Here is a 24864-nt window from a genome sequence, read left to right on the forward strand (position 1 = left end):
ATGTCGTTGTTGTCCGACGGGGCATTGGCTGCTGCAGCCCCAACTTCGTCCTGAAGAAGATAAAAACCAGCAAGGATCCCTCCACTATGTCCACCGCCACCCACGCCCGAGCCCATGACTCCATCGCGCCGCCGTCGCGCCTGCTGCTGCTTGCCGAAGCCCGCGCGCTGTGGGAAACCGGCGCGGGCATCGCGATGTGGCCGCTGCTGCAGCTCACGCCGCGCGGCGACGGCCATCCGGTGCTGGTGCTGCCCGGGCTGGTGGCGGGCGACGGTTCCACGCTGCTGCTGCGCCGCTACCTCTGCAGCCGCGGCTACGACGCGCACGGCTGGGGCCTGGGCCGCAACCTGGGTCCGCGCGAGGGCGTGGAAGACGGCATGGTCGAATTGCTCAAGACCCTGCACGAGAAGAGCGGCAAGAAGGTCAGCGTGATCGGCTGGAGCCTGGGCGGTGTGTACGCACGGCTGCTGGCTTCTTCCTATGCGCCGATGATCCGCAACGTCATCACGCTGGGCAGCCCGTTTTCGGGCAGCCCGCGCGCCACCAACGCATGGCGGGTGTACGAAGGCGTGAGCGGGCAGAGTTCGCACGACCCGCGCCGCATGAAGTTCGTGCAGCCCACGCCGCCGGTGCCGACGACCTCGATCTTCAGCCGCACCGACGGCGTGGTGGCATGGCGCTGCAGCATCGAGAAGACCGGGCCGCAGTCGGAGAACATCGAAGTGCTGGCCAGCCACCTGGGGCTGGGCGGGCATCCGGCGGTGCTCTATGCGGTGGCTGACCGGCTGGCGCAGCCCGAGGGGCAGTGGAAGCCGTTCAATCGCGGGTTGCTCGGGCCGCTGGTGTATCCGGATCCGGACCGCGACGCCTGACAAGACCTGGCTGGTGGCTGGCCGAGTGGATCGGCGCCGTCAATCGAATTGACTCGTTCGGGAACATCCGAACCCGTCTTCAAAATCCATCCGGTCCGAACTGTGCCGCTGCCACTCGGCCCAGCGCGGCCGATGTCCGGGCTCTAAAGGTCTAGCTCGGCTCGGAGCTTGCTCCTGATACTTTCCATCATCGACTTGTAGTCCGGGTCCAAGATGAAGTCGATCTCCGACTCGGCTGCAGATTCGATCTCCCTCAGGACGTGCTCCTCTTCCGGGGCGAGCCCGAACCGGGCAATCTTGGTGCAGATCTCCATCAGGATGGCCATCTTGGCTTGCGACAGGGTGATGTTCACTTCCTTGTCGAAATCGTACTTGTCGTTCGTCACAGGCTGCCTCTTGTTTGGACGTTGGTGATCTGGGCCGGATTGAGCCGCCATCCGGAAAGAAAGTTGTGCGAAGTATCTGTCATGACGTTCAAGCCCGTGGAGGGGTTGAGATAGTGGATGACAGGATCGCCACGATACGTTCCGCCGATCATCTGCGTGCCCGCACCCTGCACGTGTGCATCGAGGGCCGACTGATAGTTTGCGGCAGCATTCTTGCTCCAAGGATCGTTCACGCCGAAGTCTCTGGCATGTTTGTATTTGGCTGGTAGCTGCTTCTTGTCGTATTGAACCGTGGGCCGGGGCGGCGGTGCCGGGGGTGGAAGGCGTCGAACAACAGTGCCCTGCGCAGGGGGCTCTGGTGGTGGACTCTGCGTCGAAGACTTTCCTCCGACGGGCCGGCCGACGGGTTCGAGGGGAGCGCCGCGAGCGCTTTCCCCGGGTCTTGTCAGAGGCTCGGAACCACGCTTTCCGCCCCCAAGCCCCACGTGTGCAGCGGCCGCATCGAATGCGGCCGCACCGACCTGATTGGCCGCTGCCACCTGCTCCTCGCTTCCTCCGAGAACACGTGTTGCTGCACCGGGCGCACCGAAGATCGGCCCCAGCAGGGCAATGCCCAGCGTATTGCCGAAGCGCAGGTTCTGCTCGCTCAGCCAGGCACTCTCGGCGCCGGACATGCTGTTCTCCCAGCGCGGCCCCGGCGTATAGACGTCCTGCTTCCGTGGCTTGCGGCATCTCCGGCCTGCCTAAAACAATAGTGGCACCATGCACAGCCCGTCACCTGTCTATTCCCGCATAAAGCATGTCGGCTTCCTGGAGTCGATGCGCTCGATGCTCAAGCAGGTCGAGTCGTCACGCCGACCGGGGAGGGCATGGTGGAGACAGGGCTCGACCCACAGCGATGTATGAGCTGGCCATCGTCTCGGTCACCGAGGCGCTGGTTCGCATGTGCCGAGCCGCCATCGGTGTCAAGGCCGACGCCGGGCCGCACGGCCTCTCCGACAAGGTGATGGCGCTCGAAGCCTGAGCGCCGCCGGGCCCTCGGGACTGCTTCTTCAGCTGCCCGCCCACACATCCAGCACATAGCGCTGGTCCGCAATCATCTTGTCCATCCACGCGGCGCTGTCGTGCCCATGCTCGCGCGCCAGGTCGCTCAGCGTGCGCCGCACGTCGGGCTCCATGCGCGAGCCGTCGCCGCACACATAGACCACGGCGCCTGCTTCGAGCAGTTTCCACACATGGGCTGACTGCTCGCGGATCAGGTCCTGCACGTAGACCTTGCGCTCGCCCGCGCGCGAGAACGCGGTGTGCAGCTTCATCACGCCGCGGTGCGCCCAGGCCTGGAGTTCGTCGGCGTAGATGAAGTCCTGCTCCGGATTGCGGCAGCCGAAGAACAGCAGCGCCTCGCCGAGCGCATTGCCGGCTTCTATCTGCGCCGCGCGTTCCTGCAGGAAGCCGCGGAACGGCGCGAGGCCGGTGCCGGGGCCGACCATGATGAGCGGGCGGCTCGCGTTTTCCGGCAGCCTGAAGCCCTCGGCGGTGGTCTCGCGCACCACGCCGTGCACCGTGTCGCCGGCCTCGGCGCGCGCCAGGAAGTTGGAGCACACGCCCTCGAAGGTGCCGATGCCCGACTTGGCCGGGCCGCTCACCACGCCCACTGTCACGCTGCACCTGCCCGGCGTCATCGTCGGCGACGAGGAGATCGAGTAGTAGCGCGGCGACAGCGGCGACAGCATTTCGAGGAACACCGCGAACGGCACCTGGCAGGCGCGGTGCTCTTCCAGCAGGTCGAGCAGCGACTTGCGCTTGTGGAGCACGTCGGCCTTGTATGCGGCCTGCGAAGCCTCGTCGCTGCCCGAGAGGGCCAGCAGCTTGGGCTTGGTGAACGGGCACTCGGTGTAGGCCGCGAGCGTGGCGATCTGCTTTCGCGTGGCCACGTCCTGCAGCTCGACGTAGTCGCCCAGCAGGCGGTCGACCGCGATCACCTGCTCCACCGGCAGCGCTGCCTTGCGGCCCGCGACGGCATGCAGGCGCACATGCGCGGTGCGGTCGAAGCCGAAGCGCGCCATGGCACGCTCGACCTGCGCCGGGCTGTTGCGCGGCACCACGCTCAGGTGGTCGCCGGCGCGGTAGACCAGGCCCTCGGGCAGCATCAGCTCGACGTGGCGGGTGGAGCGGCCGCCTTCTCCATTGCCGCCTTTCTGCAGCTCGCGGTTCTCGATGACCCGCAGCGCCACCGCGCCCAGCGCATCGACGATGGCGTTCTTCTGCGGCGGCGGCAGCTCTTCCAGCGTGTAGAGCGGCTCGCTCTGCGCGGGCGTGTCGGCGCCGGTCTTGATGTCGAAGGCCTTCACCAGCTCGGGCCAGAGCGCGTCGCTCCAGTCCTGGAAGGCGCCGTCCATGTCTTCGCGCGCATCGCCCTCGCCGCGTGGATGCACTCGCGTGGCGCCCAGTGCCTCGAGCCGTTCGTCGATGCGGCGCGGCACGGCCTGGTAGGTGGCGGCCCAGTCGGTGTTGCCGCAGCCGAACACGCTGAAGCGCACGCCGTTGAGCGCGTCGTCGGCCTTGTCGAGCCAGCGGTGGAACTCGGCCGCGTTGTCGGGCGCCACGCCGTTGTAGGAAGCGCAGACGATCGCCACCGCGCCGTTGGCCGGCAGCCGCTCTGCATAGTCGTCGAGCGAGGCCAGTTGGGTGGAGAAGCCGCGCATCTCGCCCGCCTCGGCGAGCTGGCGCGCCAGGTCTTCGGCGGTGCCGAGGTTGGAGCCCTGCAGCACCAGCAGCGAGGTGCCGTGGCGCGCGGCATGCGGCTTGCGCGCCGCGGCGGCCTGAACGGGCTGCACCGGCGCGGCCGCCGCGTCGGTCATGTTGCCGCGCGGGCGCGTGGCCGGGTCGCGCAACAGCGCCTTGATCCTGAAGCCCTCGGGCTTGATGGTGAGCGCTTCCTTGATCTTCAGCTTGTAGCCCGTGTGGTCCACCAGGTTGAAGCGCTGCAGGATCATGCCCAGCGTGAGCACCGCCTCCTGCAGTGCGAACTGGCGCCCGATGCAGGCGCGCTGCCCGTTGCCGAAAGGCTTGAAGGCGTTCACCGGCCGCTCGCGCTCGGCCTCGCGGCTGAAGTTGTCGGGGTCGAACCGGTCGGCGTTCTCGCCCCAGATACCCTTGTCACGATGCAGCGCCAGCGCATGCATGATGACCATGTTGTTCTTCTTGATGGTGTACTGGCCGCCGATCTTCGTGTCTTCCTTGGCGCGCATCGAGATGGCCGGCGCGGTCGGGAACAGGCGCAGCGATTCCTTCAGCACCTGCATCACGTACTGCAGGCGGTTGACCTGCGCGTAGGTGGGCTTCTGCGTGGTGTCGGGGCCGAACACGTTGTCGACCTCGGCCTGGGCCTTGGCCATGGCCTCGGGGTTGTTCAGCAGGAAGTAGATGGCGAACGAGAGCAGGCCGCTGGTGGTTTCATGCCCCGCGATGAGGAATTCGATGCACTCGTCGCGGATCATCTTGTCGGTGAGCTGCTCGCCGCTCTTCTTGTCCACGCCCGCGATCATGTAGCTCAGCAGGTCGGGCTTGGTGGCGATGTCGGCGCCGCTCGCGCGCCGCTCCTCGATGATGTCTTCCACCATCTTGTGCATGTAGCGGATGTCCTTGCGCTGCTGCGCAAGCTCCTTCTTCAGCATCAGCTCTTCGAGCGGCAGGCCGCGGCGGTTCTGCACCGTCTCCAGCGTGCGCACCATCGCATCGACGAAGGGATGGAAGCCTTCGCGGTAGAAGGAGTTGAAGCGATAGCCGAAGCCGCACAGGCCGATGGTGTCGAGCGTGAGCGCGGTCATGTCGCGCACCACGTCCACTTCCTCGTCGAAGTTCAGGCGCTCCCACTTGGTGACCAGTTGCCCGGCGATGTCCAGCATCATCGGGTGGTAGGCCTGCATGGCGCGCTGGCTGAAGTTGGCCAGCAAAATGTTGTGCGGCTTCGACCAGGTTTCTTCGTGCGTGTCCGATGTGAAGAGGCCATGCGACGCGGCGCGCAACCGGCGCAAGGCACCGCGCGTGCTCTTGTCGAAGCGGGCTTCCTCGCACAGCTCGTCGACCAGCGCGGGCGAAGACACCACGATCACCGGCATGCCCGGCATGTCGAGCCAGTAGATGCCGCCGAGGTCTTGCGCGATCTTCCACATGTCGAGCACGGGAGAATCGGAGCCGATCGACAGCAGGTTCCCGACGAAGGGCTTCTTCGCCGGATGCGGGATCGGGTGGAGCGAGTTTTTGCCTGCCATCGTTGTTGTGCCTTCGGGTTGGACCCGCTTCGGATGTCCGGGGTGTAACAACCGGAGTATCCCGACGGCACGGGGGCAGGGAGGACGGGGTTTCCCTTAGCTTCCGGGTTCGTTTCTCGGGTTCATTCAGGGCGCGTTCAGGGCGCGCTCACGCTGACGAGGTACCTTGCTCCGCGAATGTCCCCCGGCCTGCGGCCTCCTCCTTTATTTCGCTGCGCAAGGCACCCCGCCGGCGTGAGCGTTGGACAGAGCGGTCGTTGATCAACTGCGAACCAGCAGCGTGCCCTGTGCACAGGGCACCGGGTGCTCCCCGCAGCGAAATAAAGGAGGAGGGGCGCAGCCCCGGGGGACATTCGCGGAGGGGAGTACCCGGTGGCCTGCGCACACGCCCTGAACCTGAAGCCACTGGGAAGAGTCAGGGCCGAACCATCTTGCACTCAGTACCCTGAGCCAGCTCGTTCCCGGTATAGACCGCGTCAGTGCGAAAACCATAGTTCGTGCCCTCCCAGCCCACCTTCACGGTCTTGCCGTCCACCGGTGCAATGGTGTTCACCACCTGCGGCAGCAGCAACTGATGGTCTTCGCCGCGCATGCGCACCGGTCCCACCACCGAATCGAAAGTCAGGTCTTCGAGTGCATGCGCCACCTTCACCGTGTCCGTGGAGCCTGCCTTGTTGATGGCCGCGGCCAGCAGGCGCGGCGTCATGTCGATGCGCGGCGCGAGGAAGTCCTTGCCCGTCTTGGCCTTGTAGGCCTTGGCCAGCGCGTCCACCTTCGGCGTGTCGGCCTCGCCCGGATGCCATTCGGCCACCCACGTCAACTGCCCCAGCTTCGCCTGCGACACCGCGGTCACCGTGCCCGGCACCGAACCCGCGCTGTGGTTGAAGTAACGCAGGTTGTAGCCCGCGTCGCCCGCGGCCTTCAGCAGCAGCGTCATGTCCTGGCCCCAGTTGCCTGTGATGACCGAGTCGGCTCCGCTCTGCTTCACGTTGGCGATGTACGGCGCGAAGTCCTTCACCCGGCCGATGGGGTGCAGCGTCTCGCCGACGAACTGGATGTCGGGCCGCGCGAGGCCCACCATCTGGCGGCCATAGCTGGCCCACTGCTTGCCGTGCGCATAGTCCTGGTTCAGCAGATAGACCTTCTTCACATCGGGCGTCTTCTTGATGTAGTTGGCCAGCGCCTTCATCTTCATCGCCGTGTTCGCCTCGGTCTGGAAGTGCCAGAAGCTGCAGGCCTTGCCCGTCATCTCCGGGTCGATGGAGGAATGGTTCAGCACGATCAGTTCCTTGCCCGGGTTGCGCTGGTTCCAGCGTGCCACCGACTGCACCAGCGCCGTGACCACCGACGATCCCGAGCCGCCCGTCACGATCGCCTTCGCACCCTGGTCGATGGCCGCCTGCAGCGCGCTCTGGCTTTCCTGCGCCGACAGCTTGCTGTCGAACTGCAGCAGCTGCAGCTTGGTGCCGCCGAGCACGCCGCCCTTGGCGTTGATGTCCTCGATGGCGTACTGCGTGTGCATCAGCATCAGCTCGCCGACATTGGCGAAGGGGCCCGAGAGCGGGTCGATGTAGGCGATCTTGTAGGTCTGCTGCTGCTGCTGGGCATGCGCGGCGCCCGCGATGCAAAGCACAGAGGCAAGGGCGATCCGCGCCAATGGCGCACGGTTGAACTTCATGGTCTGTCTCCGGAGGTTGTTGTCGTCAGGTCTTCGTTCGCAGCCCGATCACGCGGCTGGCCAGCCTGGTGAGCTCGGCCACCACCTCGTCGGGCGACAGGCGTCCGCCCGGCCGGTACCAGCTGTACAGGAAGCCCGGCAGGCTGCAGGCGGCGAGCGCGGTGATCTTGGTCTCGGTGAAGTCGAGGTCGCCGTCGCGCCGCGCTTCTTCGAGCAGCGGGCACAGCAGGTCGTAGAAGTGATGCGCCAGCCTCTTCTGCGCGGCGAGGTATTCGGGCCGGTACACCTGCGGCTCGCGGTAGGCGAAGAAGGCGGCCGGGTGATGCGTGATGGTCGCGCGGATCAGCCGCTCGATGCCTTCGAGCACCTTCTCGCTGGCGCGTCGCGGGTCGGTGGCCGCGAAGTCGAGCGCGGTGAAGCAGTCGACCGCCGGGGCCCACGAGAGCGTCTCGAAGATTTCCTGCTTGTCGCGGAAGTAGTAGTACACGAAAGGCTTGGTCACGCCCAGCGCGCGAACGATCTGCGCCATGGTCGTGTTGGCGTAGCCCTGCGCCGCGAACAGCTGCGCCGCCGCCTGCAGGATGCGCTCGCGCTGCAGGTCGGTGCCTTGCGTGGCGGCGCGCTGCCGGCCGGTGCCCTGCGGCAGGTGCGGCTGCGTGGTCGTTGTCTCGCTCTGGTCTCCAGAGGGTTTTTGCCGTGTCGCGGAAGTTATACCCATGGGTAGGATTGTTCGTGCACCATGCGGCATTGGCAAGCGCCCGCCCTGCATGGGCGGCTATCGATAACCCTGAGAAAGTGACGCCATGGAGACATTGCCCGACCGCCCCCAGCAGCCCCTGCACGAGTACCTGCGCACCCACGCGCGCGAGCGCGGCGCGAGCCCCGCGTGCATCTGGTACGGCCATGCCATGAGCTGGGCCGAGCTCGACCGCGCGAGCGATGCCTTCGCAGCGCGGCTGCAGGCCCTGGGCGTGAAGAAGGGCGAGCCGGTGGTGCTGTTCCTCAACAACTGCCCGCAGTACCTGGTGGCGCACTTCGGCATCCAGAAGATCGGCGCCATCGTCTGCCCGAGCGGCCCGCTCAACAAGGAGCACGAGCTGGCCTACCAGGTCAACGACCTGAAGGCGCGGGTGATCATCGCGGCCGCGCCGTTGCTGCCGGTGGTGCGCAAGGTGCAGCCTGAAAGCGCGCTCGAACATGTGTTCGCGGTGCACTACGCCGACCTGCTGCCCGCGCAGCCCTCGCTCGACCTGCCGGCCGAACTGGCCGCCGAGCACGACGCAGCGCGCACCGTGCCCGAGGGCTGCGAAGACTTCCTCGCCGTGATGAAAGCCGATGCCAGGCCGCAGCCCGTGGCCATCGACATGGACGACGTGGCGCTCATGACCTACACCTCGGGCACCACGGGCCTGCCGAAGGGCGCGATGCTCACTTACGCCAACGCGCTCTTCAAGACGCGCGCGGCGGCCGACTGCAACGGCGTGGGGCCGGCCGACGTGCTGCTGTCCATCGCGCCGCTGTATCACATCGCCGGCATGCTGATGGGCGTGAACGTGCCGGTGCTCAGCGGCGCGGCCTCGGTGCTGCTGCACCGCTTCGACCCGCGCACCGTGCTGCAGGCCATCTCCACGTACAAGGTGAGCTGGTGGTACAGCATCGCGCCGATGAACGTGGCCTGCATGCAGGTGCCGGACATCGCGGCCTTCGACCTGGGCAGCCTGAAGATGAACCCGGTAACCAGCTTCGGCATCACATTCACCGAACCGCTCGCGCAGCAGTGGCGCTCGCATGCGCCCAACTGCACCTCGTTCGAAGCCGCCTACGGCCTGAGCGAGACCCACACCTGCGACACCTACACGCCGCACCATGCGCCGCGCTGGGGCACGCAGGGCATCGCGGTGCCGGGCGTGACCATCCGCATCATCGACACCGACACCCAGGCCGACATGCCGGTGGGCGAGGTCGGCGAGATCGTGCTGACCAGCAAGGGCTCGTTCAAGGGCTACTGGAACAAGCCCGAGGCCACCGCCGCCACGCTGCGCAACGGCTGGGTGCACACCGGCGACATGGGCAAGCTCGACGCCGACGGCTACCTCACCTTCATCGGCCGCTTCAAGGAAATGATCAAGGTCTCGGGCTACAGCGTGTTCCCGGAAGAGGTCGAGACCATCCTCATCAAGCATCCGGCGGTGGCGCAGGCGGCGGTCATCGCGCAGCCCGATGCGGAGAAGGGCGAGGTCGTGAAGGCCTTCATCGTGCGCAAGCCCGGCGCCGCGCTGGAGGCCGACGCGCTCGTGGCCTGGGCGCGCGACAACATGGCGAGCTACAAGGCGCCGCGCGCCGTGAGCTTCATCGACGCACTGCCGACCACCGGCGCCGGCAAGGTGCTGCGCCGGCTGCTCAAAGACAAAAGCTGAGAGGTTCCGTTTGCTGTTTTCCAAAGTTCTGATTGCCAACCGCGGCGAGATCGCCGTGCGGCTGGTGCGCGCGCTGCGCGACCTGGACATCGCCAGCGTGGCGGTGCATGCGCGCGACGACGCGGCGGCGCTGCACGCGCAACTGGCCGACGTGGCGGTGGCGCTCGATGCCACCGGGCCCGCCGCCTATCTCGATGTCGCGGCGCTGATCGCGGTGGCGAAGGCGCAGGGTTGCGATGCGGTGCATCCCGGCTACGGCTTCCTCAGCGAGCGCGCCGACTTCGCACAGGCCTGCGCGGACGCCGGCCTGGTCTTCATCGGCCCCACGCCGGAGCAGCTGGGCCTGTTCGGCGACAAGGCACGCGCGCGCGCGCTGGCCACGCAATGCGATGTGCCGGTGATGCCCGGCAGCGCCGGCGCCGTGACGCTCGCGCAGGCGCAGGCCTTCTTCGCCGAGCAGCATGCGCAGGGCGCTGGCGTGATGGTCAAGGCCATCGGCGGCGGCGGCGGCCGCGGCATGCGCGCGGTGCTCGACGCGCAGGAGCTGCCGCAGGCGCACGCGCGCTGCATGTCGGAGGCCAAGGCCGCCTTCGGCATCGAGGGCGTGTATGTGGAGCGGCTGATGCGCAACGCGCGGCACATCGAGGTGCAGGTGCTGGGCGACGGCAAGGCTGTGGCCAGCCTCGGCGAGCGCGAATGCACGCTGCAGCGGCGCTTCCAGAAGCTGGTGGAAATCGCGCCCAGCCCTTCGCTGCCCGAAGCCTTGCGCGCGCAGGTCACGCAGGCCGCGTTGCGCATGGCCAGGACGGTGGGCTATCGCGGGCTCGGCACCTTCGAGTTCCTGGTCGACGTGGAATCGTCGACGCTGCCCTTCGTCTTCATCGAGGCCAATCCGCGCCTGCAGGTCGAGCACACGGTGACGGAGGCGGTCACGGGGCTGGACCTCGTGCAACTGCAGATTTCGGTGGCGGCAGGCGAGCCGCTCGGCGCACTGGGCGTGGAGGCCGATCGCACGGCGGCGCAGCGCGGCTTTGCGGTGCAGTGGCGCATCAATGCGGAGACGCTCGATGCGCAGGGCAATGCGCGGCCTTCCGGCGGCGCGCTGGCTCGCTTCGACCTGCCCGCGGGGCCGGGCGTGCGCGTCGACACGCACGGCTATGCGGGGCTCGCGCCTTCGCCGCACTACGACACGCTGCTTGCGAAGCTGATCGTGCATTCGCCGTCGCCGCGATTCGCGGATGCGCTGCGGCGCTCGCTGCGCGCGCTGGACGAATGCCACATCGAAGGCATCGCCACCAACCTGTCGCTGCTGCGTGCCATTGCCGCGCGGCCCGAGTTCGCGACGCAGGCGGTGCACACACGTTTCGTCGAGGCGCACCTGGGCGATCTGCTTGCTGCTTCGGCGTTGCTTGAGAAGCAGGCAAGAAAGACCGCCGCCGCGCCTGCAGCCGAAGCCGCCATCGCGGACGACGGCTCGGACGAACTCACGGTGAAGGCGCCGATGCCCGCGCGCCTCGTGCAGTTCGAAGTCGCCGTGGGCGACGTGCTGCCGGCCGGCGCGCAGCTCGGCGTGCTCGAAGCGATGAAGATGGAGCATCTGCTGCACGCACCCGTGGCGGGCCGCGTGGTCGCGTTGCTGGCCGCGCCAGGCGACTACCTCGTCGAAGGCCAGTCGCTGGTGCAGCTCGAAGCCGTCGATGCGCAGGCCGTGGAAGCCGAGGCGCGCGCCGAGCACGACCTCGATGCCATCCGCCCCGACCTGCAGAAGGTCATCGACCGCCATGCGCCCACGCTGGACATCAACCGCCAGGCCGCCGTCGGCAAGCGCCATGCGCAGGGCGGCCGCACCGCGCGCGAGAACATCGCGGACCTGTGCGACACCGCCTCCGACCCCGGCAACTTCATCGAGTACGGCGCGCTCGCCATCGCCGCGCAGACGCGCCGCCGCACGCTGCAAGACCTGATCGCCAACACGCCGGCCGACGGCATGGTCACCGGCCTGGGCAGCGTCAACGCGAAGCAGTTCGGCCCCGAGGCATCGCGCTGCGCGGTGCTGGCCTACGACTACACCGTGCTGGCCGGCACGCAGGGCATGCGCAATCACCACAAGACCGACCGGCTGCTGGCGGTGGCGCACCAGCTGAAGCTGCCGGTCGTGCTGTTCGCCGAAGGCGGCGGCGGGCGGCCGGGCGACACCGACATGCCGATCGTGGCGGGCCTGAACAACCACACCTTCAGCCAGTTCGCGGCGCTGTCGGGCAAGGTGCCGGTGGTCGGCATCGTGCATGGCCGCTGCTTCGCGGGCAACGCGGCGTTGCTGGGCTGCGCCGACGTGATCATCGCCACCAGGGGCAGCAACATCGGGATGAGCGGCCCCGCGATGATCGAAGGCGGCGGTCTCGGCACCTTCGCGCCCGAGCAGATCGGGCCGAGCAGCGTGCAGTCGCGCAACGGCGTGATCGACATCCTGGTGGACGACGAGGCGGCGGCCGTGGCGGCGGCGAAGCAATATCTCTCGTACTTCCAGGGCCCGACCTCCGACTGGCAGTGCGCCGACCCGCGCACGCTGCGCCACGTGGTGCCCGAGAACCGCCTGCGCGTGTACGACGTGCGCGCCGCCATGCGCGGCGTGGCCGACACCGGCTCGCTGCTCGAACTGCGCGCGGGTTTCGGTGCCGGTGTGGTCACCGCGCTGGCGCGCATCGAGGGCCGGCCGGTGGGCCTGATGGCCAACAACCCGCATCACCTGGGCGGCGCGATCGACGTCGAGGCGGCCGACAAGTCCGCGCGCTTCATGCAGCTGTGCAATGCGCACGGGCTTCCGATTGTTTCGTTGTGCGACACGCCCGGCTTCATGGTCGGCCCCGAAATCGAGGCGCGGGCGCAGGTGCGGCACGTGTGCCGCATGTTCATGGTGGCCTCGCATCTGCGCGTGCCGTTCTTCGCGGTGGTGCTGCGCAAGGGCTACGGCCTGGGCGCGCAGGCGATGACGGCGGGCGGCTTCGATGCGCCGGTCTTCACCGTGGCCTGGCCGACCGGCGAGTTCGGCGCAATGGGCCTCGAAGGCGCCGTGCGGCTGGGTTTCCGCAAGGAACTGGCCGCCGTGCCGGAAGGCGACGAGCGCGACGCACTGTTCAAGAAGCTCTTGGCGCAGCAGTACGCCAACGGCGAGGCGATCCACATGGCGCAGACACTGGAGATCGACGCTGTGATCGATCCGGCGGACACGCGCACCTGGCTGGTGCGCGGGCTGGATTCGGCCGCGGGCCGCCACGAAGCCGTCTCGCCCTACGTGGACACCTGGTAACCGCGCGCTAGACCTCGTAACGACCGGGGTAAAGGCGGCTCCGTAAACTGGGCGGCTTTGCGCGCATGGAATTGATTTCACGTTGGCGGGCTCGGTTCTGCGCGGGCGCCGCAACGCATTGGATGGTCGCATGGCTCCTTGCCGCGGTGGGTGCCGGCGTGTGGGCATTGCCATCCGCCGGCCAGCCGCCCCGGCAGCCCGCCGAGGCCCATTGGGTCGCCAGCTGGGCTGCGGCGCCCATGGAGTTCAGCGAGCTCATGGCGAACCCCACCACCGCACCGCTGGCGGGGCCCGGCAAGCACGTGTTTCGCGGCCAGACGCTGCGCCAGCTGGTGCAGCCCGCGCTGGACGGAAGCCGCGTGCGCGTGCGCTTCTCCAACCGCTTCGGCAAGGCGCCGCTGCGCATCGCCGCGGCGAGCGTGGGGCTGGTCACGGGCGGGAACGCGGTGTCTCCGGCCACGCTGGGCCCGCTGCGCTTCGGCGGCCGCGGCAGCCTCACCATCGCGCCGGGCGCGGACGCCTGGAGCGACGGCATCGACCTGAAGGCCGAGGCCGGCCAGACCCTGGCGGTGAGCACCTACCTCGACCAGCCGACGCCCTTCGCGACCATCCACCAGAACGGCCAGGGCACGAGCTGGGTCGTCCCTGGCAACGCCACCGGGACGGCCAAACTGCAAGGCGCGGCGCCGCTGGCGCTCAACCACATCGTGACCGGCCTCGACGTGATGACGAGCCAGCCGGCCCGCATCGTGGTGGCCTTCGGCGACTCCATCACGGCGGGCGGCAACGACGCCAGCGGCGGTTCCTACCCCGTCATGCTCGCCACGCGGCTGCGCGACAGCCCGCAGGTGCCGGCCGGGCTGTCGGTGATCAACATGGGCATCGGCGGCAACCGGCTGCTGCTCGACAGCTCGGGGCCCAGCGGCATGTCGCGCTTCGCGAAGGACGTGCTGGCGCAAAGCGGCGTGACGCACGTGATCGTGCTGATGGGCACCAACGACATCGGCCGCGCAGCGTTCGCCGGCGTGCCCGGGTTCCCGCACATCGCGTCAGAGGCGCCCACTGCCGAGCGCATCACCGAAGGCCTCGAGCAGCTCATCAAGCAGGCGCGCGCCAAGGGCGTGAAGCTGATGATCGGCACCGTGCCGCCGTTCCGGAACACGCCCTACTGGACGCAGGCGACCGAGGCCATGCGCGGCGCGGTCAACACCTGGATCCGCGGCCGGCAGGACGTGGACGGCGTGATCGATTTCGACGCCGTCCTGCGCGACCCCGCCGATCCGCTCGCGCTGAACCCGAAGTACGACAGCGGCGACCACCTGCACCCGAACAAGGCCGGGCATGCGGCGATGGCTTCGGCCGTCGACCTGAAGGAACTGATGGAGTGAATGTGCGCGATTGCGCCGGGAGAATCGCGAAACAGCTCTACATAAGACTTCGTGTCCCGCTTACAGGCGGTTCACATGAGCCCGGCAGCATGAAGGCTCTTCCAACTACTCATGAGGAGTCCTTCATGAAAAAAATCGCATTGGCTCTTTCCATCGGTACGGCTTCGCTTCTGTCCGTGGGCGCTCTGACCGTTCCCACCGCCGCGCAGGCGCAACCCGTGGTCACCGTCCAGGTGGCGCCGCCTCCGCCGCGCTTCGAGCGCGTGCCGCCGCCGCGCCGCGGTTTCGTCTGGGCGCCGGGGCACTATGAATGGCGTGGCGGCCGCCATGTGTGGGTGCGCGGCAACTGGGTGCGCGCCCGTCCGGGCTATGCGTACCGTGCGCCCGAATGGCGCCAGGACGGCGGCCGCTGGGTGTACAACGCCGGCCGCTGGGACCGCGACGGCGACGGGGTGCCCAACCGCTACGACCGCCGGCCGAACAATCCCTACAGGAACTGACCTAGCGGAAGACGACGGTGCGGTGGCCGTTCAGCAGCACCCGGTGCTCGCTGTGCCACTTCACCGCGCGGGCCAGCACCTGGCTCTCGGTGTCGCGGCCGCGCGCCGTCAGGTCTTCCACGGTGTCGGTGTGGTCGGCGCGGGCCACGTCCTGCTCGATGATCGGGCCTTCGTCCAGGTCGGCCGTCACGTAGTGGGCGGTGGCGCCGATCAGCTTAACGCCGCGGTCGTGCGCCTGGTAGTAGGGCTTGGCGCCCTTGAAGCTGGGCAGGAACGAATGGTGGATGTTGATCGCGCGGCCGGCCAGGCTGCGGCACAGGTCGTTGCTCAGGATCTGCATGTAGCGCGCCAGCACCACCAGCTCGGCGCCCTCGGACTCGATGATTTCCAGCTGCTTCGCCTCGGCCTGGGCCTTGGTGGCGGCCGTCACCGGGATGTGGTGGAACGGCACGTTGTAGCTGGCGGCCAGCTGGTAGAAGTCGCGGTGGTTCGAGATGATGGCGCGCACGTCGATGGCGAGCAGGCCGCTCTTCCAGCGGAACAGCAGGTCGTTGAGGCAATGGCCTTCCTTGCTGACTAGCAGCACGGTCTTCATCGGCTCGGCGGCGGCGTGCAGCTGCAGCGTCATGCCGAAGCCGGCGGCGAAGGTCTTCAGCTCTTCGCGCAGCGTGGCTTCGCTGTGGTCGCCGCAGGCGAAGCGCACGCGCATGAAGAACAGGCCGGTGCCGTGGTCGTTGTACTGGGCTGCCTCTTCGATGTTGGCGCCACGCTCGAGCAGAAAGCCCGAGACGGCGTGCACGATGCCTGTCCGGTCGGGGCAGGAGAGGTTCAGGATGTAGGCGGGCGAGGTAGGCGTAGAGGTCGTCATCTGGGTGGAATTGTCGCAGGGGTGCCAGAATCGCGATTTTCCCCGACCCCATAACCCGCAGGAGCGAGACATGGCCTTCCAGGACTTCAACATGGACAACCAGTGGTTGCCCTTCACCCCCAACCGTCATTTCCGCAAGGATCCGCGCGTTTTCGTGGCGGCCGACGGCATGGAATTCACCACCCACGACGGCAAGAAGGTGATCGACGGCATCTCGTCGCTGTGGTGCGTGGGCGCCGGCCACAACAGGAAGCCGATCAACGAGGCGATCAAGAAGCAGCTCGACACGCTCGACTACGCCACCGCCTTCCAGGTCAGCAACGACAGGGCCTTCAAGGCGGCCGAGATGATCGCCTCGCTGGCCCCCGGCGACCTCAACAAGGTGCTGTTCTGCAACTCGGGCTCCGAAGCCGCCGACACCTCCATGAAGGTGGCGCTGGCCTACCACCGCGCGCGCGGCGAAGGCCACCGCAACGTGTTCATCGGCCGCGAGAAGGGCTACCACGGCGTGGGGTTCGGCGGCATGTCGGTGGGCGGCATCCCGGGCAACCGCAAGGTGTTCGGCTCGGCTTTCCTGCCGCGCGTGGACCACATGCGCTTCATCCATGATCCGGTGAACCACGCCTACATCCACAACGAGGAGCCGGTGTGGGCCGAAGACCCGCTGGTCGAGCTCGAGACCCGCATCCTGCCGCTGCACGACCCGAGCAACGTGGCCGCGATCATCGTGGAGCCCGTGGCCGGTTCGGCCGGCTGGTACCTGCCGCCCAAGGGCTACCTCCAGCGCCTGCGCGAGATCTGCGACAAGCACGGCATCCTGCTGATCTTCGACGAGGTCATCACCGGCTTCGGCCGCATGGGCACCAACTTCGCGTCGGACTATTTCGGCGTGGTGCCCGACATGCTGAACTTCGCCAAGTGCGTGACCAACGGCGTCATTCCGCTGGGCGGCGTGATTTGCCGCGACAAGCTCTACGACGCGATGATGAAGACCGACGCGCCCGAGCACGTGGTCGAGTTCTTCCACGGCTACACCTATTCGGGCCATCCGGTGGCCTGCGCCGCGGCCATCGCCACGCTCGACCTGTTCAAGCAGGAGAACCTGTTCGCGCGCGCAGGCGAAATGGGCAAGGTGCTGGGCGATGCATTCCACAGCACATTCAAGGGCCTGCCGAACGTCATCAGCATCCGCAGCCTCGGCCTGGCCGCGGCGGTGGAGCTGGCGCCCATCGCGGGCACGCCGGGCAAGCGCGCCTATGAAATCTTCCTGGACTGCTTCCACAAGGGCGCGCTGGTGCGCCCCGCCGGCGACGTGCTGGTGATCGCGCCGCCGTACATCGTGGAGAAGTCGCACATCGACACGCTCGTGAACACGCTCGCGGACTCGATCAAGGCTCACGCCTGAGGTCTGTCCGCACACGCCGCCGCGGCACCGCGGCGGCGTGACCTCCTCGCTGGCCACCCGTCCTCTTCCTTCGCGGCAACACCCGCGATGCACACGAGGAACCCACCGATAACGGTGGCCAGCAGCACCGGCGAAGGCATGGGTTTGTTCCCGCCACTTCTACCGGTTCTCGGGATACCGGCTGTTTCCTGCCGTCCCTAGCATCCCTCCTCGCAGAACGCCGACCGCGAATCCAATGACGGATTCAAGGCGTGCGAATTCCAGAGAGGAGCAGTCATGCAGCGCGTCTTTTTCCATGCCGGTCTCGTCGAGGCCGGCTGTCGCCGCCGTCGGGTCCCGAGGCTGATCGCACTGGCGTTCGCGGCCTGCGGCTGCGCGTCTTCTTCCATGGCGCTGGCCAACAACGTCGGCGAGAACGCCGCGTGGCAGTTCCAGTCGAGCGCCGACAAGGTCAACCAGGCCGCGGTGCAGGACATGATCCGCAAGCAGAAGAGCGGCTACTACGCCGCGCCGGTCTACAACACGACCATCGGCCGGCAATACAACTGCAACGTCTCGGCCACCTCGACCGGCAACGACGGCAACAACAGCACGGTCGCGAATTCGCCGTCGAACGCGGGCGCGAATTCGAGTGCCTCGGGCAACGACAGCCGCACCGGCGTGGGCACGCTCGGCGGCGCGACGGTGGGCACCTCGCAGGCCAACAGCGGCGCGGTGGGCTCGGCCGTCGTCGGCGGCACCAGCACGCAGGTGCAGGGCGCGGCCAACCAGGCGCTGAACTCGGCACAGGGCAACGCCGGCGCGCAGACGGCCAGCGTGGGCGGCAGCTCGGCATGCGCGTTCGGGGTGCTCAATTGAAAACCGGGGCACGCGACATGCACACGACCAGAACATTCGCACTCGCCGCGGTCGCGGCCGTGGCGCTTGCCGGTTGCGTCTCTGCACCGCAGCAGCGTTTTGCGCCCAACGAGGCGCCCGTGGTGCTCGGCCCCGCCGTGCGCGACAACGTCACGCCGATGGAGGCCGTGCTCGCCTGCTACGCCGACCACATCGCGGCCACGCGCCGCCCGCCCATCGTGGTGGGCGTGGGCGACGTGAAGGACTACACCGGCAAGTACAGCATCAACGAAGGCAATGCCATCACGCAGGGCGGCGCGCTGATGGTGTATTCGGCGCTCGGCAAGCTCGGCGGCGCCGTGAGCATCGCGGAGCGCTTCGACCCGGTGATCGCCGAGCGCGAGCTCGCGTACGCGGACCGCCGCCAACTCGGCGACGGCCGCACGCACCAGCTCGGCGGACCCAACGGCGGGCAGACCGTGCCGTGGATGCCGTATTTCGGCGGCACCATCAACAAGTCCGACTACTTCATCGTCGGCGGCATCACCGAGCTCAACTACAACATCAACTCGGGCGGTGCCGAGTTCGCGGTGAACCAGGTGGGCGTGAAGGCGCGCACCTTCAGCCAGTCGGTGAGCGTGGACCTGCGCATCGTCGACACCAAGTCGCTGATGGTGGTGCGCACGGTGAGCCTCACCAAGCAGTTCAACGGCTACGAAGTGGGCCTGAACGTGTTCCGCTTCTTCGGCAGCAAGCTGTACGACGTGGACATCGGCGCCAAGGGCCAGGAGCCGGTGCAGATGGGCGTGCGCGCCGCGCTCGAAGAAGGCGTGGTGCGGCTCATGGCGGCCGTCACGCAGGTCGACCACCGGCCCTGCATGACGATGCGCCCGGGCGGCGGCGAGGCCATCCCGCTCACGCCCGCCGCCGATCTGCGCAAGGTCGACAACCCGGGCGATGCCACGGTGGGCGGCGCGGCCGTCGCTTCGCCGGTGGTGCAGGGCGGCGTGGCCGTCAACGCGGGCGGCCCGGGCGGCGCCCGCCTCACCGGCACGGCCACGCAGGTGGCGTTCGACTTCGGCGCGACCACGCTCGGCGGCAGCTCGCTCGCGCTGATCGACCAGATCGCGGGCCTGGCCAAGAAGGGCGCGACCGACATCGTGCTGGTGGCGCGCGACACCGAGAACTGGGACGCCCGCAAGCGCGACGAACTGACCGACCAGCGCATTGCCGCCGTCACTTCGGCGCTGGCCAACCGCGGCGTGGCGCCGGGCGCCATCAGCGTCACCTGGCGGCCCGATGCGGCCGACACATCGATCCACCGCGACGGCCCGGGACTGCAGGAGATCGCCAAGCTGCGCATCGGCAGCGTGGCGGTCGGCAGCGCGGCGCCGCGCGCTTCCGCCGACGACGGCGCCACGAAGGGCGACTGAAGACCACTTCATCCAGAGCGACCGACCGCGCCTTGCCGCGCACAGCCCCTCCCATCCGTTTTTTTCCAGCCGAGCCAGAACGCTTCCAACATCCGAGGAGTCACGACATGAAAGCACGCAAGATCCAGAGCCGGGCCGCACGCGCGCCCATGTTCAGCCGCAGCAGCGTCGGCACCGCAGTGGCGATGGCGCTGATAGCCGCCGCTTCCGGTGCGCAGGCCGCAGAAACCACTGTCGGTGCCGCGTACAACGGCAGCGCCAACGGTACGCCGTCGGTGAACGCGGGCAGCAACAACACCGCCAACGTCAACGCCGCGATCACCGGCGCCAGCGTGGGCACCACCTCCACGGGCACGCCGTCCACGCCCAATCCGGTGGCGATGAGCACCAGCGGCAACCTGATCGGCGCGACCGCCACCGGCAACAGCTTTGCCAACGGCATCCAGCCCGCGCCCGGCCTGCCGGTGAACAACGCGGCGACGCTGGGCGTGGCGACCAACAGCGGCGTGATCAACAGCAGCGTCACGGGCAGCAAGCTCGCGGTCGAGTCGAGCACGCTGCAAAGCGGCAGCGTGGTCAACGCCGACAACACCATCTCGGCCACCACCACGCTCAACAGCGGCAGTTCGGTGGTCTCGGGCGCGGCGCCGGTGGGCGCGCCGGCGCAGGCCGGCACCTCGGTGCTGACCTATCCGGCGGGCGCGCAATTGTTCGACGCCAAGGGCAACATCGTCGTGACCTCGCTGCAGTCGGCCACCGGCGCAGGCTCCGGCGCGGTCCTGCTGAACAACACGGTCGACCTGATGCTGACGGCCAACGCCGGCAACACCATCACCACCGCGGCCGCGCTCGAGCGCAACTCGATCGCCGCGGTGCTCAAGGCCAACAGCGCCAGCAACACGGCCGAGATCCAGTCGGGCGGCGCGCCGTCCTTCGCGGGCTCGGCGGTGGTGGCGAACCTTCAGGCCAATGGCAACGGCATCCTCGCGGTCACGCACAGCGCGACCAACACGGGCTCGGTGGTCATGGGCATCGTGAGCGGGGCGCCCGCTGGCGGCGCCAACGTGCTCCAGGGGTCGCTGTCGGTGCAGGGCAACGCCATCTCCAGCGCGGCCACCGGCAACGAGGCGCTCGGCGCCACCGCCGGCGTGGCGGGCAACCGCATCCTGATCGACGACGTGAGCATCGCCGGCACCGGCACGGCCGCCACGGCGGCCAACAACAGCACGCACAACGGCGTGGGCGTGACCAGCAACGTCAACAGCGACCTGGCCATCGTCAACAGCCAGGGCAACATCGGCGTGACCACCTTCGCCCAGACCGTGGGCGCGCGGGTGCTCGCGGGCGTGCAGTCGAGCAAGAGCAGCCAGCTCACGCTCGCGGACAACAGCATCACGGCGGCCGCCACGGGCAACACCGCCTCGAGCGCCATCGCCAGCGGCCAGAACGCGGCGTCGTTCACCGGCACCGCCGCGGTGTCGAACCAGCAGGCCAATTCCGCCGCGGGCGTGTCAGCCTTCGTCATGCCATCGATCATCGCGGCGCAGACCGGCGAGTCGCCCGGCAACGGCCAGACCACCGGCAGCACGGTGACCGTGTCCGACAACACCACGGCCGCCACCGCGCAGGGCAACCAGGTCACGCAGAGCCTGGCGCTGCAGGCGGCTACCGTGGCGCTGGGCAACGGCAACGCGGTGCTCTCGGGCGGCACCGCCACCGACGGGCGCGTGTCGGCAAGCGGCGCGGCCACCCTCACCAACCTGCAGGGCAATTACAACGACGGCGGCGCCGCGGCGCTGAACCTAGGCTCGCAGATTCACCTGACCGCCAACGGCGGCGGCGCGCCGGTGGCGAACAACACGCTGGCGCTGAGCGGCAACCGGCAGGAAGCCGTGGCGCTCGGCAGCGGCGCGTCCAACACGCTGACGCTCACCGGCAATTCGGTGGGCACCGGCGCCGGCATTGCCAGCGTGCAGATGAACGACGCAAGCTCTGGCGTGGGCGCGGGGCTGTCGGATCCGGAGGCGCGCATCGGGGTCGACGGCAACCTCTCGGGCGGCTCGGCCGCGGTCGCCGGCAACCTGCAGCGCGCCATCGCCTACGGCAACTCGGCCACGAACACGCTGGGCGTGAGCGCAGGCAACCTGGCTGCGGCACCGGGTCCGATCCTGCTGGGCGCGGCGGCCTCGACGGTCACTGTCGACTTGGCCAGCGGGCTGCCGTTCAGCAACGCCGCCGGGGCACTGCCGACGGTGCGCGCGGCCTACGGCGTGCTGAACGACCAGTCGGTGCAGGCGACGGTCAACAGCGCGGCCACCGGGCCCAACACCTTCGCGGCGACCGTCAACGGCAACGTGTCGGCCGCCAGCGTCTCGAACAGCGGCAACGCCTTCGTCGGCGCCGCCTACGGCAACGACGCGGCCAGCGGCGTGGCGCTGGGGCTGAACAACGTGAGCGGCTCGAACGCCTCGATCGCGAACGTCACCAACACGCAGGCGGTGGCTGTCACGAACACCAAAATCTCGGCCATCGCGGCCGGCGGCATCGTGGCGCGCACCACCGTGGCAGGCGCGCTCACCAACGGCTCCGTGTCCAGCACGGGCAACACCGCCGAGGCGCTGGCCTACGGCAGCCGCGCCACCGCCAACACGGTGAAGGTGACGGGCAACAACATCGACACGGCGGGCCTCTTGCTGTCGGGCGCGACCTTGGCGGGCAACACGCTCTCCACCACCGCGGCCTTCAGCGTGCAGAGCGCGCAATCGGGCCAGGGCTCGGTGTCGGCGCAGCGCAGCGGCGGGCCCGAAGTACAGGTCGCGGTCGCGGGCGCGGTCAACAACTCGAAGGTGGATGCCAGCGGCAACACCACGCTGGCCGGCGCCACCAGCAACAGCGCCGCCAACGGCGTGAGCGTGAATGCGGTGGGCGTCTCGACCACCACCGCGGTGCAGAACCTGCAGCTCACCAGCGCGACCGTCGCCTCGCTGACAGGGCAGGAGGGCGCGTTCCTCACCAACAAGGACGGCGTGCAGGTGGTGCTGGGCGGGAGCATCCAGGGCTCGCAGGTCACGGTTGACGGCAACACCGCCGGCGGCTCGGCCACCGGCAACGCGGCGGCCAACGGCATCGACGTGAAGGGCAACACCATTGCCGTGGGCAACGGACTGCCGCTGGCCGGCGCGAGCAGCCTCGCCGGTACGGCGGGCGCGGTCGGCGACCATGCCGTCTCGAACATCCAGCTGGTGACGAGCCCGACGATCTCCTCCAGGGTGGCTGCCGCATTCGGCGTGGACACCGCCCCCGGCGCGGCGATCGGCGGCTCCACGCTGAGCGCGTCGGGCAACACCCAGGGCGCGAGGGCCGTGGCCAACACCGGCAGCAACGCCATCGCGCTCGCGGCCACCGATGTCTCCGCCCGCTCGGCGCTGCTGTCGGCGCAGGGCAGCACGGCGGCGGTGGAGTCGCGCTCGTTCCAGCAGGTGTTTGCGCCTGCCTCGGTGTCCGGCTCTTCGGTGAAGCTCTCGAACAACGGCAACACGGCGCTGGGCGTGATCAACGACGTGAGCAACAAGGTGTCCGTCGCGGGCGGTACCTCGGGCGGGATCGGGATTCCCGCGGTCATCACCCAGGGCGCGCTGCCCGGCAACACCATCGCGCTGGGCGACCAGGTGCTGGTGAACCGCCAGTCGGCCGGAACCTCTGTCGCCAGCACCGCCGACACCGCGATCTACAACGAAGACCGCCTGGTGCCCGCCAATGCCGGCCTGAACGGCAGCAGCTTCACGGCATCGGGCAACAGCACCTACTCGGAAGCCTCGGCCAACCGCGCGACCAACGCGGCCTCGCTGGCGGGCGGCGCGTCGCAGTCGGCCAAAGTCGCGGTGCTGAATGCGCAGGACAGCAGCGCTGTCGTGACGGCCAGCGCCAACAACGCGACGAAGCTCACGCTGACCGGCAACAGCGCCCTGGTCGGCAGCAGCGCCACGCTGGACGGCAACAGCACCAGCGCCGCCGCCACCGGCAGCGCGGCCACCAACAGCATCGACGTGAAGAGCGGCGGCGCCATCGCCGGCGGCCTGGCGGCGCTGCCCGCGACCACGACCGGCCCGGCATCGTCGGTGACCGTGTCGGCCGACCAGGCGCTGGCCAACGTGCAGCTGGGGGCGGGCGCCGTGTCGGCCACCGCCACGGGCGTCGTCGGCATCGACACCGCACCGCTGTCGAACGTCGGCACCTCGACGCTGGGCGTGACGAACAACAGCCAGAGCGCGAAGGCGGTGTCGAACACCGCGCTCAACAGCGTGGCGCTGGCGGGTTCGAACGTGGGCGCGCGCTCGGCGCTGCAGTCGACGCAGTCGGGCACCGCGCCGGTGACGGCATCGTCCACGCTGGAACTGTTCGCGCCGGTGGCTTCCTCCGCTTCGACCATCCGCATCTCCGGCAACAGCAACACGGCGCTGGGCGTGATGAACGACGCGGCCAACTCGCTGAGCGTGAGCGCGGTCAACGCCTTGCCGCCGGGCGCGACGGGCTCGGCCTCGCTGAGCGAGACCGGCAGCGCCGACAACCTCGTGGCCAGCGGCGACCATGTGCTGTCGAACCGCCAGTCGGCTTCCTCGACGGTTTCCAGCACCGCCAGCACCTCGATCCACAACGACGACAACAGCGCGCCCGGTACGCAAGGCCTGGCCAATGGCGCGCTCACGATCTCCGGCAACAGCACCTTCGCCGAGGCCTCGGCCAACCGCGCGGCCAACACCGTCACGGTGGCGGGCAGCGGGGCGCAGGGGGCCAGCACCGGCATCGCGAACGTGCAGGGCAGCACGGCGACCGTGACGGCGACGGCCGGCACAGTGGCCAACACCACCCTGGCCGGCGCGGCGCCGCTCAACGGCAGCAGCGTTTCGCTCGACGGCAACACCACGGCCGCTCTGGCGCGCGGCAACTCGGCGACCAACCTGCTCGAATCCGGCGGCGGCAGCGGCTACGGCGTGGCGGCCACGGCGGGCTCGTCCAGCCTCGTCGCGTCCCCGCTGGCGCTCAACGTGGGCGCCAGCGCGGCGATCCTCAACAGCCAGAACAACACGGGCATGGTCACGGCCACCAGCACGGGCACGAGCTACCAGGTGGCGCTCAACGGCACCGGCGCGGGCGTGTCGAACGGCACGGTCGGGGTCACCGGCAACGCGCTGGCGGCGCAGGCCTTCGGCAACAGCGCGACCAACCGCGTAACGCAGACGGCGCTGAACACCGGCACGCCGAGCGCGGCCATCGCCAACTACCAGGTCAACACCGGCGCGGTGACGGCCACGGTGACGAGCGTGAACTTCGGGGTCGGCGTGACGGGCGCGGTGGGCAACAGCACGCTGCGCACCACGGGCAACCAGATCACCGCATCGGCGACTGGCAACTCGTCGGTCTCGACGATCACCGCGCGCTGAAATCGCGCGCCGCCGTCAGGCTGCAAAAGCCGCGGACCTTTCGAGGCCCGCGGCTTTT

The 24864-nt window shown here is 68.7% G+C and carries 16 protein-coding genes; 10 read left to right on the forward strand and 6 right to left on the reverse strand.

Annotated features, from left to right (window positions below; translation table 11 throughout):
• Positions 1–86 precede the first annotated feature (86 nt).
• Positions 87–872 (forward strand): esterase/lipase family protein, encoded by a 786-nt coding sequence (locus tag C4F17_RS22020; protein WP_106936657.1) that lies wholly within the window; start codon positions 87–89, stop codon positions 870–872.
• A 143-nt stretch (positions 873–1015) separates the two neighbouring features.
• Here C4F17_RS22020 and C4F17_RS22025 read toward each other — a convergent pair whose 3' ends face one another.
• Positions 1016–1258: a hypothetical protein gene (locus C4F17_RS22025; RefSeq protein WP_106936658.1), complete on the reverse strand. Its 243-nt coding sequence runs from the start codon at positions 1256–1258 to the stop codon at positions 1016–1018.
• Positions 1255–1932 (reverse strand): colicin D domain-containing protein, encoded by a 678-nt coding sequence (locus C4F17_RS22030; RefSeq protein ID WP_106936659.1) that lies wholly within the window; start codon positions 1930–1932, stop codon positions 1255–1257. Before C4F17_RS22030 ends, C4F17_RS22025 begins: the two co-directional genes overlap by 4 nt.
• A gap of 224 nt (positions 1933–2156) precedes the next feature.
• Here C4F17_RS22030 and C4F17_RS33655 point away from each other — a divergent pair, with 224 nt between their 5' ends.
• Complete coding sequence (locus C4F17_RS33655; RefSeq protein WP_267898698.1) at positions 2157–2282, forward strand: hypothetical protein; 126 nt, start codon at positions 2157–2159, stop codon at positions 2280–2282.
• A gap of 28 nt (positions 2283–2310) precedes the next feature.
• On the opposite strand, the gene C4F17_RS22035 is transcribed toward C4F17_RS33655, so the two are convergent.
• The 3 genes from C4F17_RS22035 to C4F17_RS22045 form a co-directional block, all read right to left on the reverse strand.
• Entirely contained in the window at positions 2311–5532 is a 3222-nt protein-coding gene (locus C4F17_RS22035) for a bifunctional cytochrome P450/NADPH--P450 reductase (RefSeq protein WP_106936660.1), read from the reverse strand.
• Between the two features lie 415 nt (positions 5533–5947).
• Positions 5948–7210 (reverse strand): branched-chain amino acid ABC transporter substrate-binding protein, encoded by a 1263-nt coding sequence (locus C4F17_RS22040; RefSeq protein ID WP_106936661.1) that lies wholly within the window; start codon positions 7208–7210, stop codon positions 5948–5950.
• A gap of 25 nt (positions 7211–7235) precedes the next feature.
• Positions 7236–7928: a TetR/AcrR family transcriptional regulator gene (locus C4F17_RS22045; RefSeq protein WP_106936662.1), complete on the reverse strand. Its 693-nt coding sequence runs from the start codon at positions 7926–7928 to the stop codon at positions 7236–7238.
• Between the two features lie 85 nt (positions 7929–8013).
• Between C4F17_RS22045 and C4F17_RS22050 the strand changes: the two genes are divergently transcribed.
• The 4 genes from C4F17_RS22050 to C4F17_RS22065 all read left to right on the forward strand — a co-directional run bounded on the left by C4F17_RS22050 (position 8014) and on the right by C4F17_RS22065 (position 14822).
• Positions 8014–9627: an AMP-binding protein gene (locus C4F17_RS22050; RefSeq protein WP_106936663.1), complete on the forward strand. Its 1614-nt coding sequence runs from the start codon at positions 8014–8016 to the stop codon at positions 9625–9627.
• A gap of 13 nt (positions 9628–9640) precedes the next feature.
• Entirely contained in the window at positions 9641–12934 is a 3294-nt protein-coding gene (locus C4F17_RS22055; protein ID WP_106937655.1) for a carboxyl transferase domain-containing protein, read from the forward strand.
• A gap of 122 nt (positions 12935–13056) precedes the next feature.
• Complete coding sequence (locus tag C4F17_RS22060; RefSeq protein ID WP_234382291.1) at positions 13057–14322, forward strand: SGNH/GDSL hydrolase family protein; 1266 nt, start codon at positions 13057–13059, stop codon at positions 14320–14322.
• Between the two features lie 125 nt (positions 14323–14447).
• On the forward strand, positions 14448–14822 hold the full coding sequence (locus C4F17_RS22065) for a YXWGXW repeat-containing protein (protein ID WP_081269814.1): 375 nt from the start codon (positions 14448–14450) through the stop codon (positions 14820–14822).
• Between the two features lies 1 nt (position 14823).
• On the opposite strand, the gene purU is transcribed toward C4F17_RS22065, so the two are convergent.
• Positions 14824–15690, reverse strand: a complete 867-nt coding sequence (gene purU, locus C4F17_RS22070) for a formyltetrahydrofolate deformylase (protein ID WP_081269815.1) — start codon at positions 15688–15690, stop codon at positions 14824–14826.
• A gap of 70 nt (positions 15691–15760) precedes the next feature.
• On the opposite strand from purU, the gene C4F17_RS22075 reads away from it, so the two are divergent.
• From C4F17_RS22075 to C4F17_RS22090, 4 genes are all read left to right on the forward strand, one after another.
• On the forward strand, positions 15761–17095 hold the full coding sequence (locus C4F17_RS22075) for an aminotransferase class III-fold pyridoxal phosphate-dependent enzyme (protein ID WP_081269816.1): 1335 nt from the start codon (positions 15761–15763) through the stop codon (positions 17093–17095).
• A 276-nt stretch (positions 17096–17371) separates the two neighbouring features.
• Positions 17372–17953 (forward strand): hypothetical protein, encoded by a 582-nt coding sequence (locus C4F17_RS22080; protein ID WP_234382294.1) that lies wholly within the window; start codon positions 17372–17374, stop codon positions 17951–17953.
• A 17-nt stretch (positions 17954–17970) separates the two neighbouring features.
• On the forward strand, positions 17971–19365 hold the full coding sequence (locus C4F17_RS22085) for a CsgG/HfaB family protein (RefSeq protein ID WP_106936665.1): 1395 nt from the start codon (positions 17971–17973) through the stop codon (positions 19363–19365).
• 107 nt (positions 19366–19472) lie between these two features.
• Positions 19473–24806: a beta strand repeat-containing protein gene (locus C4F17_RS22090; protein WP_106936666.1), complete on the forward strand. Its 5334-nt coding sequence runs from the start codon at positions 19473–19475 to the stop codon at positions 24804–24806.
• Positions 24807–24864: the final 58 nt, after the last annotated feature.

Source organism: Variovorax sp. PMC12 (genome assembly GCF_003019815.1).
GTDB lineage: Bacteria > Pseudomonadota > Gammaproteobacteria > Burkholderiales > Burkholderiaceae_C > Variovorax.

Bases quoted from the DNA above. Each gene is read 5' to 3' on its own strand.
- C4F17_RS22035 (WP_106936660.1), bottom strand. From the start codon at position 5,532: ATGGCAGGCAAAAACTCGCTCCACCCGATCCCGCATCCGGCGAAGAAG.
- C4F17_RS22060 (WP_234382291.1), top strand. From the start codon at position 13,057: ATGGTCGCATGGCTCCTTGCCGCGGTGGGTGCCGGCGTGTGGGCATTG.
- C4F17_RS22080 (WP_234382294.1), top strand. From the start codon at position 17,372: ATGCAGCGCGTCTTTTTCCATGCCGGTCTCGTCGAGGCCGGCTGTCGC.
- C4F17_RS22090 (WP_106936666.1), top strand. From the start codon at position 19,473: ATGAAAGCACGCAAGATCCAGAGCCGGGCCGCACGCGCGCCCATGTTC.
- C4F17_RS22030 (WP_106936659.1), bottom strand. From the start codon at position 1,932: ATGTCCGGCGCCGAGAGTGCCTGGCTGAGCGAGCAGAACCTGCGCTTC.
- C4F17_RS22075 (WP_081269816.1), top strand. From the start codon at position 15,761: ATGGCCTTCCAGGACTTCAACATGGACAACCAGTGGTTGCCCTTCACC.
- C4F17_RS22045 (WP_106936662.1), bottom strand. From the start codon at position 7,928: ATGGGTATAACTTCCGCGACACGGCAAAAACCCTCTGGAGACCAGAGC.
- C4F17_RS33655 (WP_267898698.1), top strand. From the start codon at position 2,157: ATGTATGAGCTGGCCATCGTCTCGGTCACCGAGGCGCTGGTTCGCATG.
- C4F17_RS22065 (WP_081269814.1), top strand. From the start codon at position 14,448: ATGAAAAAAATCGCATTGGCTCTTTCCATCGGTACGGCTTCGCTTCTG.
- C4F17_RS22085 (WP_106936665.1), top strand. From the start codon at position 17,971: ATGCACACGACCAGAACATTCGCACTCGCCGCGGTCGCGGCCGTGGCG.
- purU (WP_081269815.1), bottom strand. From the start codon at position 15,690: ATGACGACCTCTACGCCTACCTCGCCCGCCTACATCCTGAACCTCTCC.
- C4F17_RS22040 (WP_106936661.1), bottom strand. From the start codon at position 7,210: ATGAAGTTCAACCGTGCGCCATTGGCGCGGATCGCCCTTGCCTCTGTG.
- C4F17_RS22050 (WP_106936663.1), top strand. From the start codon at position 8,014: ATGGAGACATTGCCCGACCGCCCCCAGCAGCCCCTGCACGAGTACCTG.
- C4F17_RS22020 (WP_106936657.1), top strand. From the start codon at position 87: ATGTCCACCGCCACCCACGCCCGAGCCCATGACTCCATCGCGCCGCCG.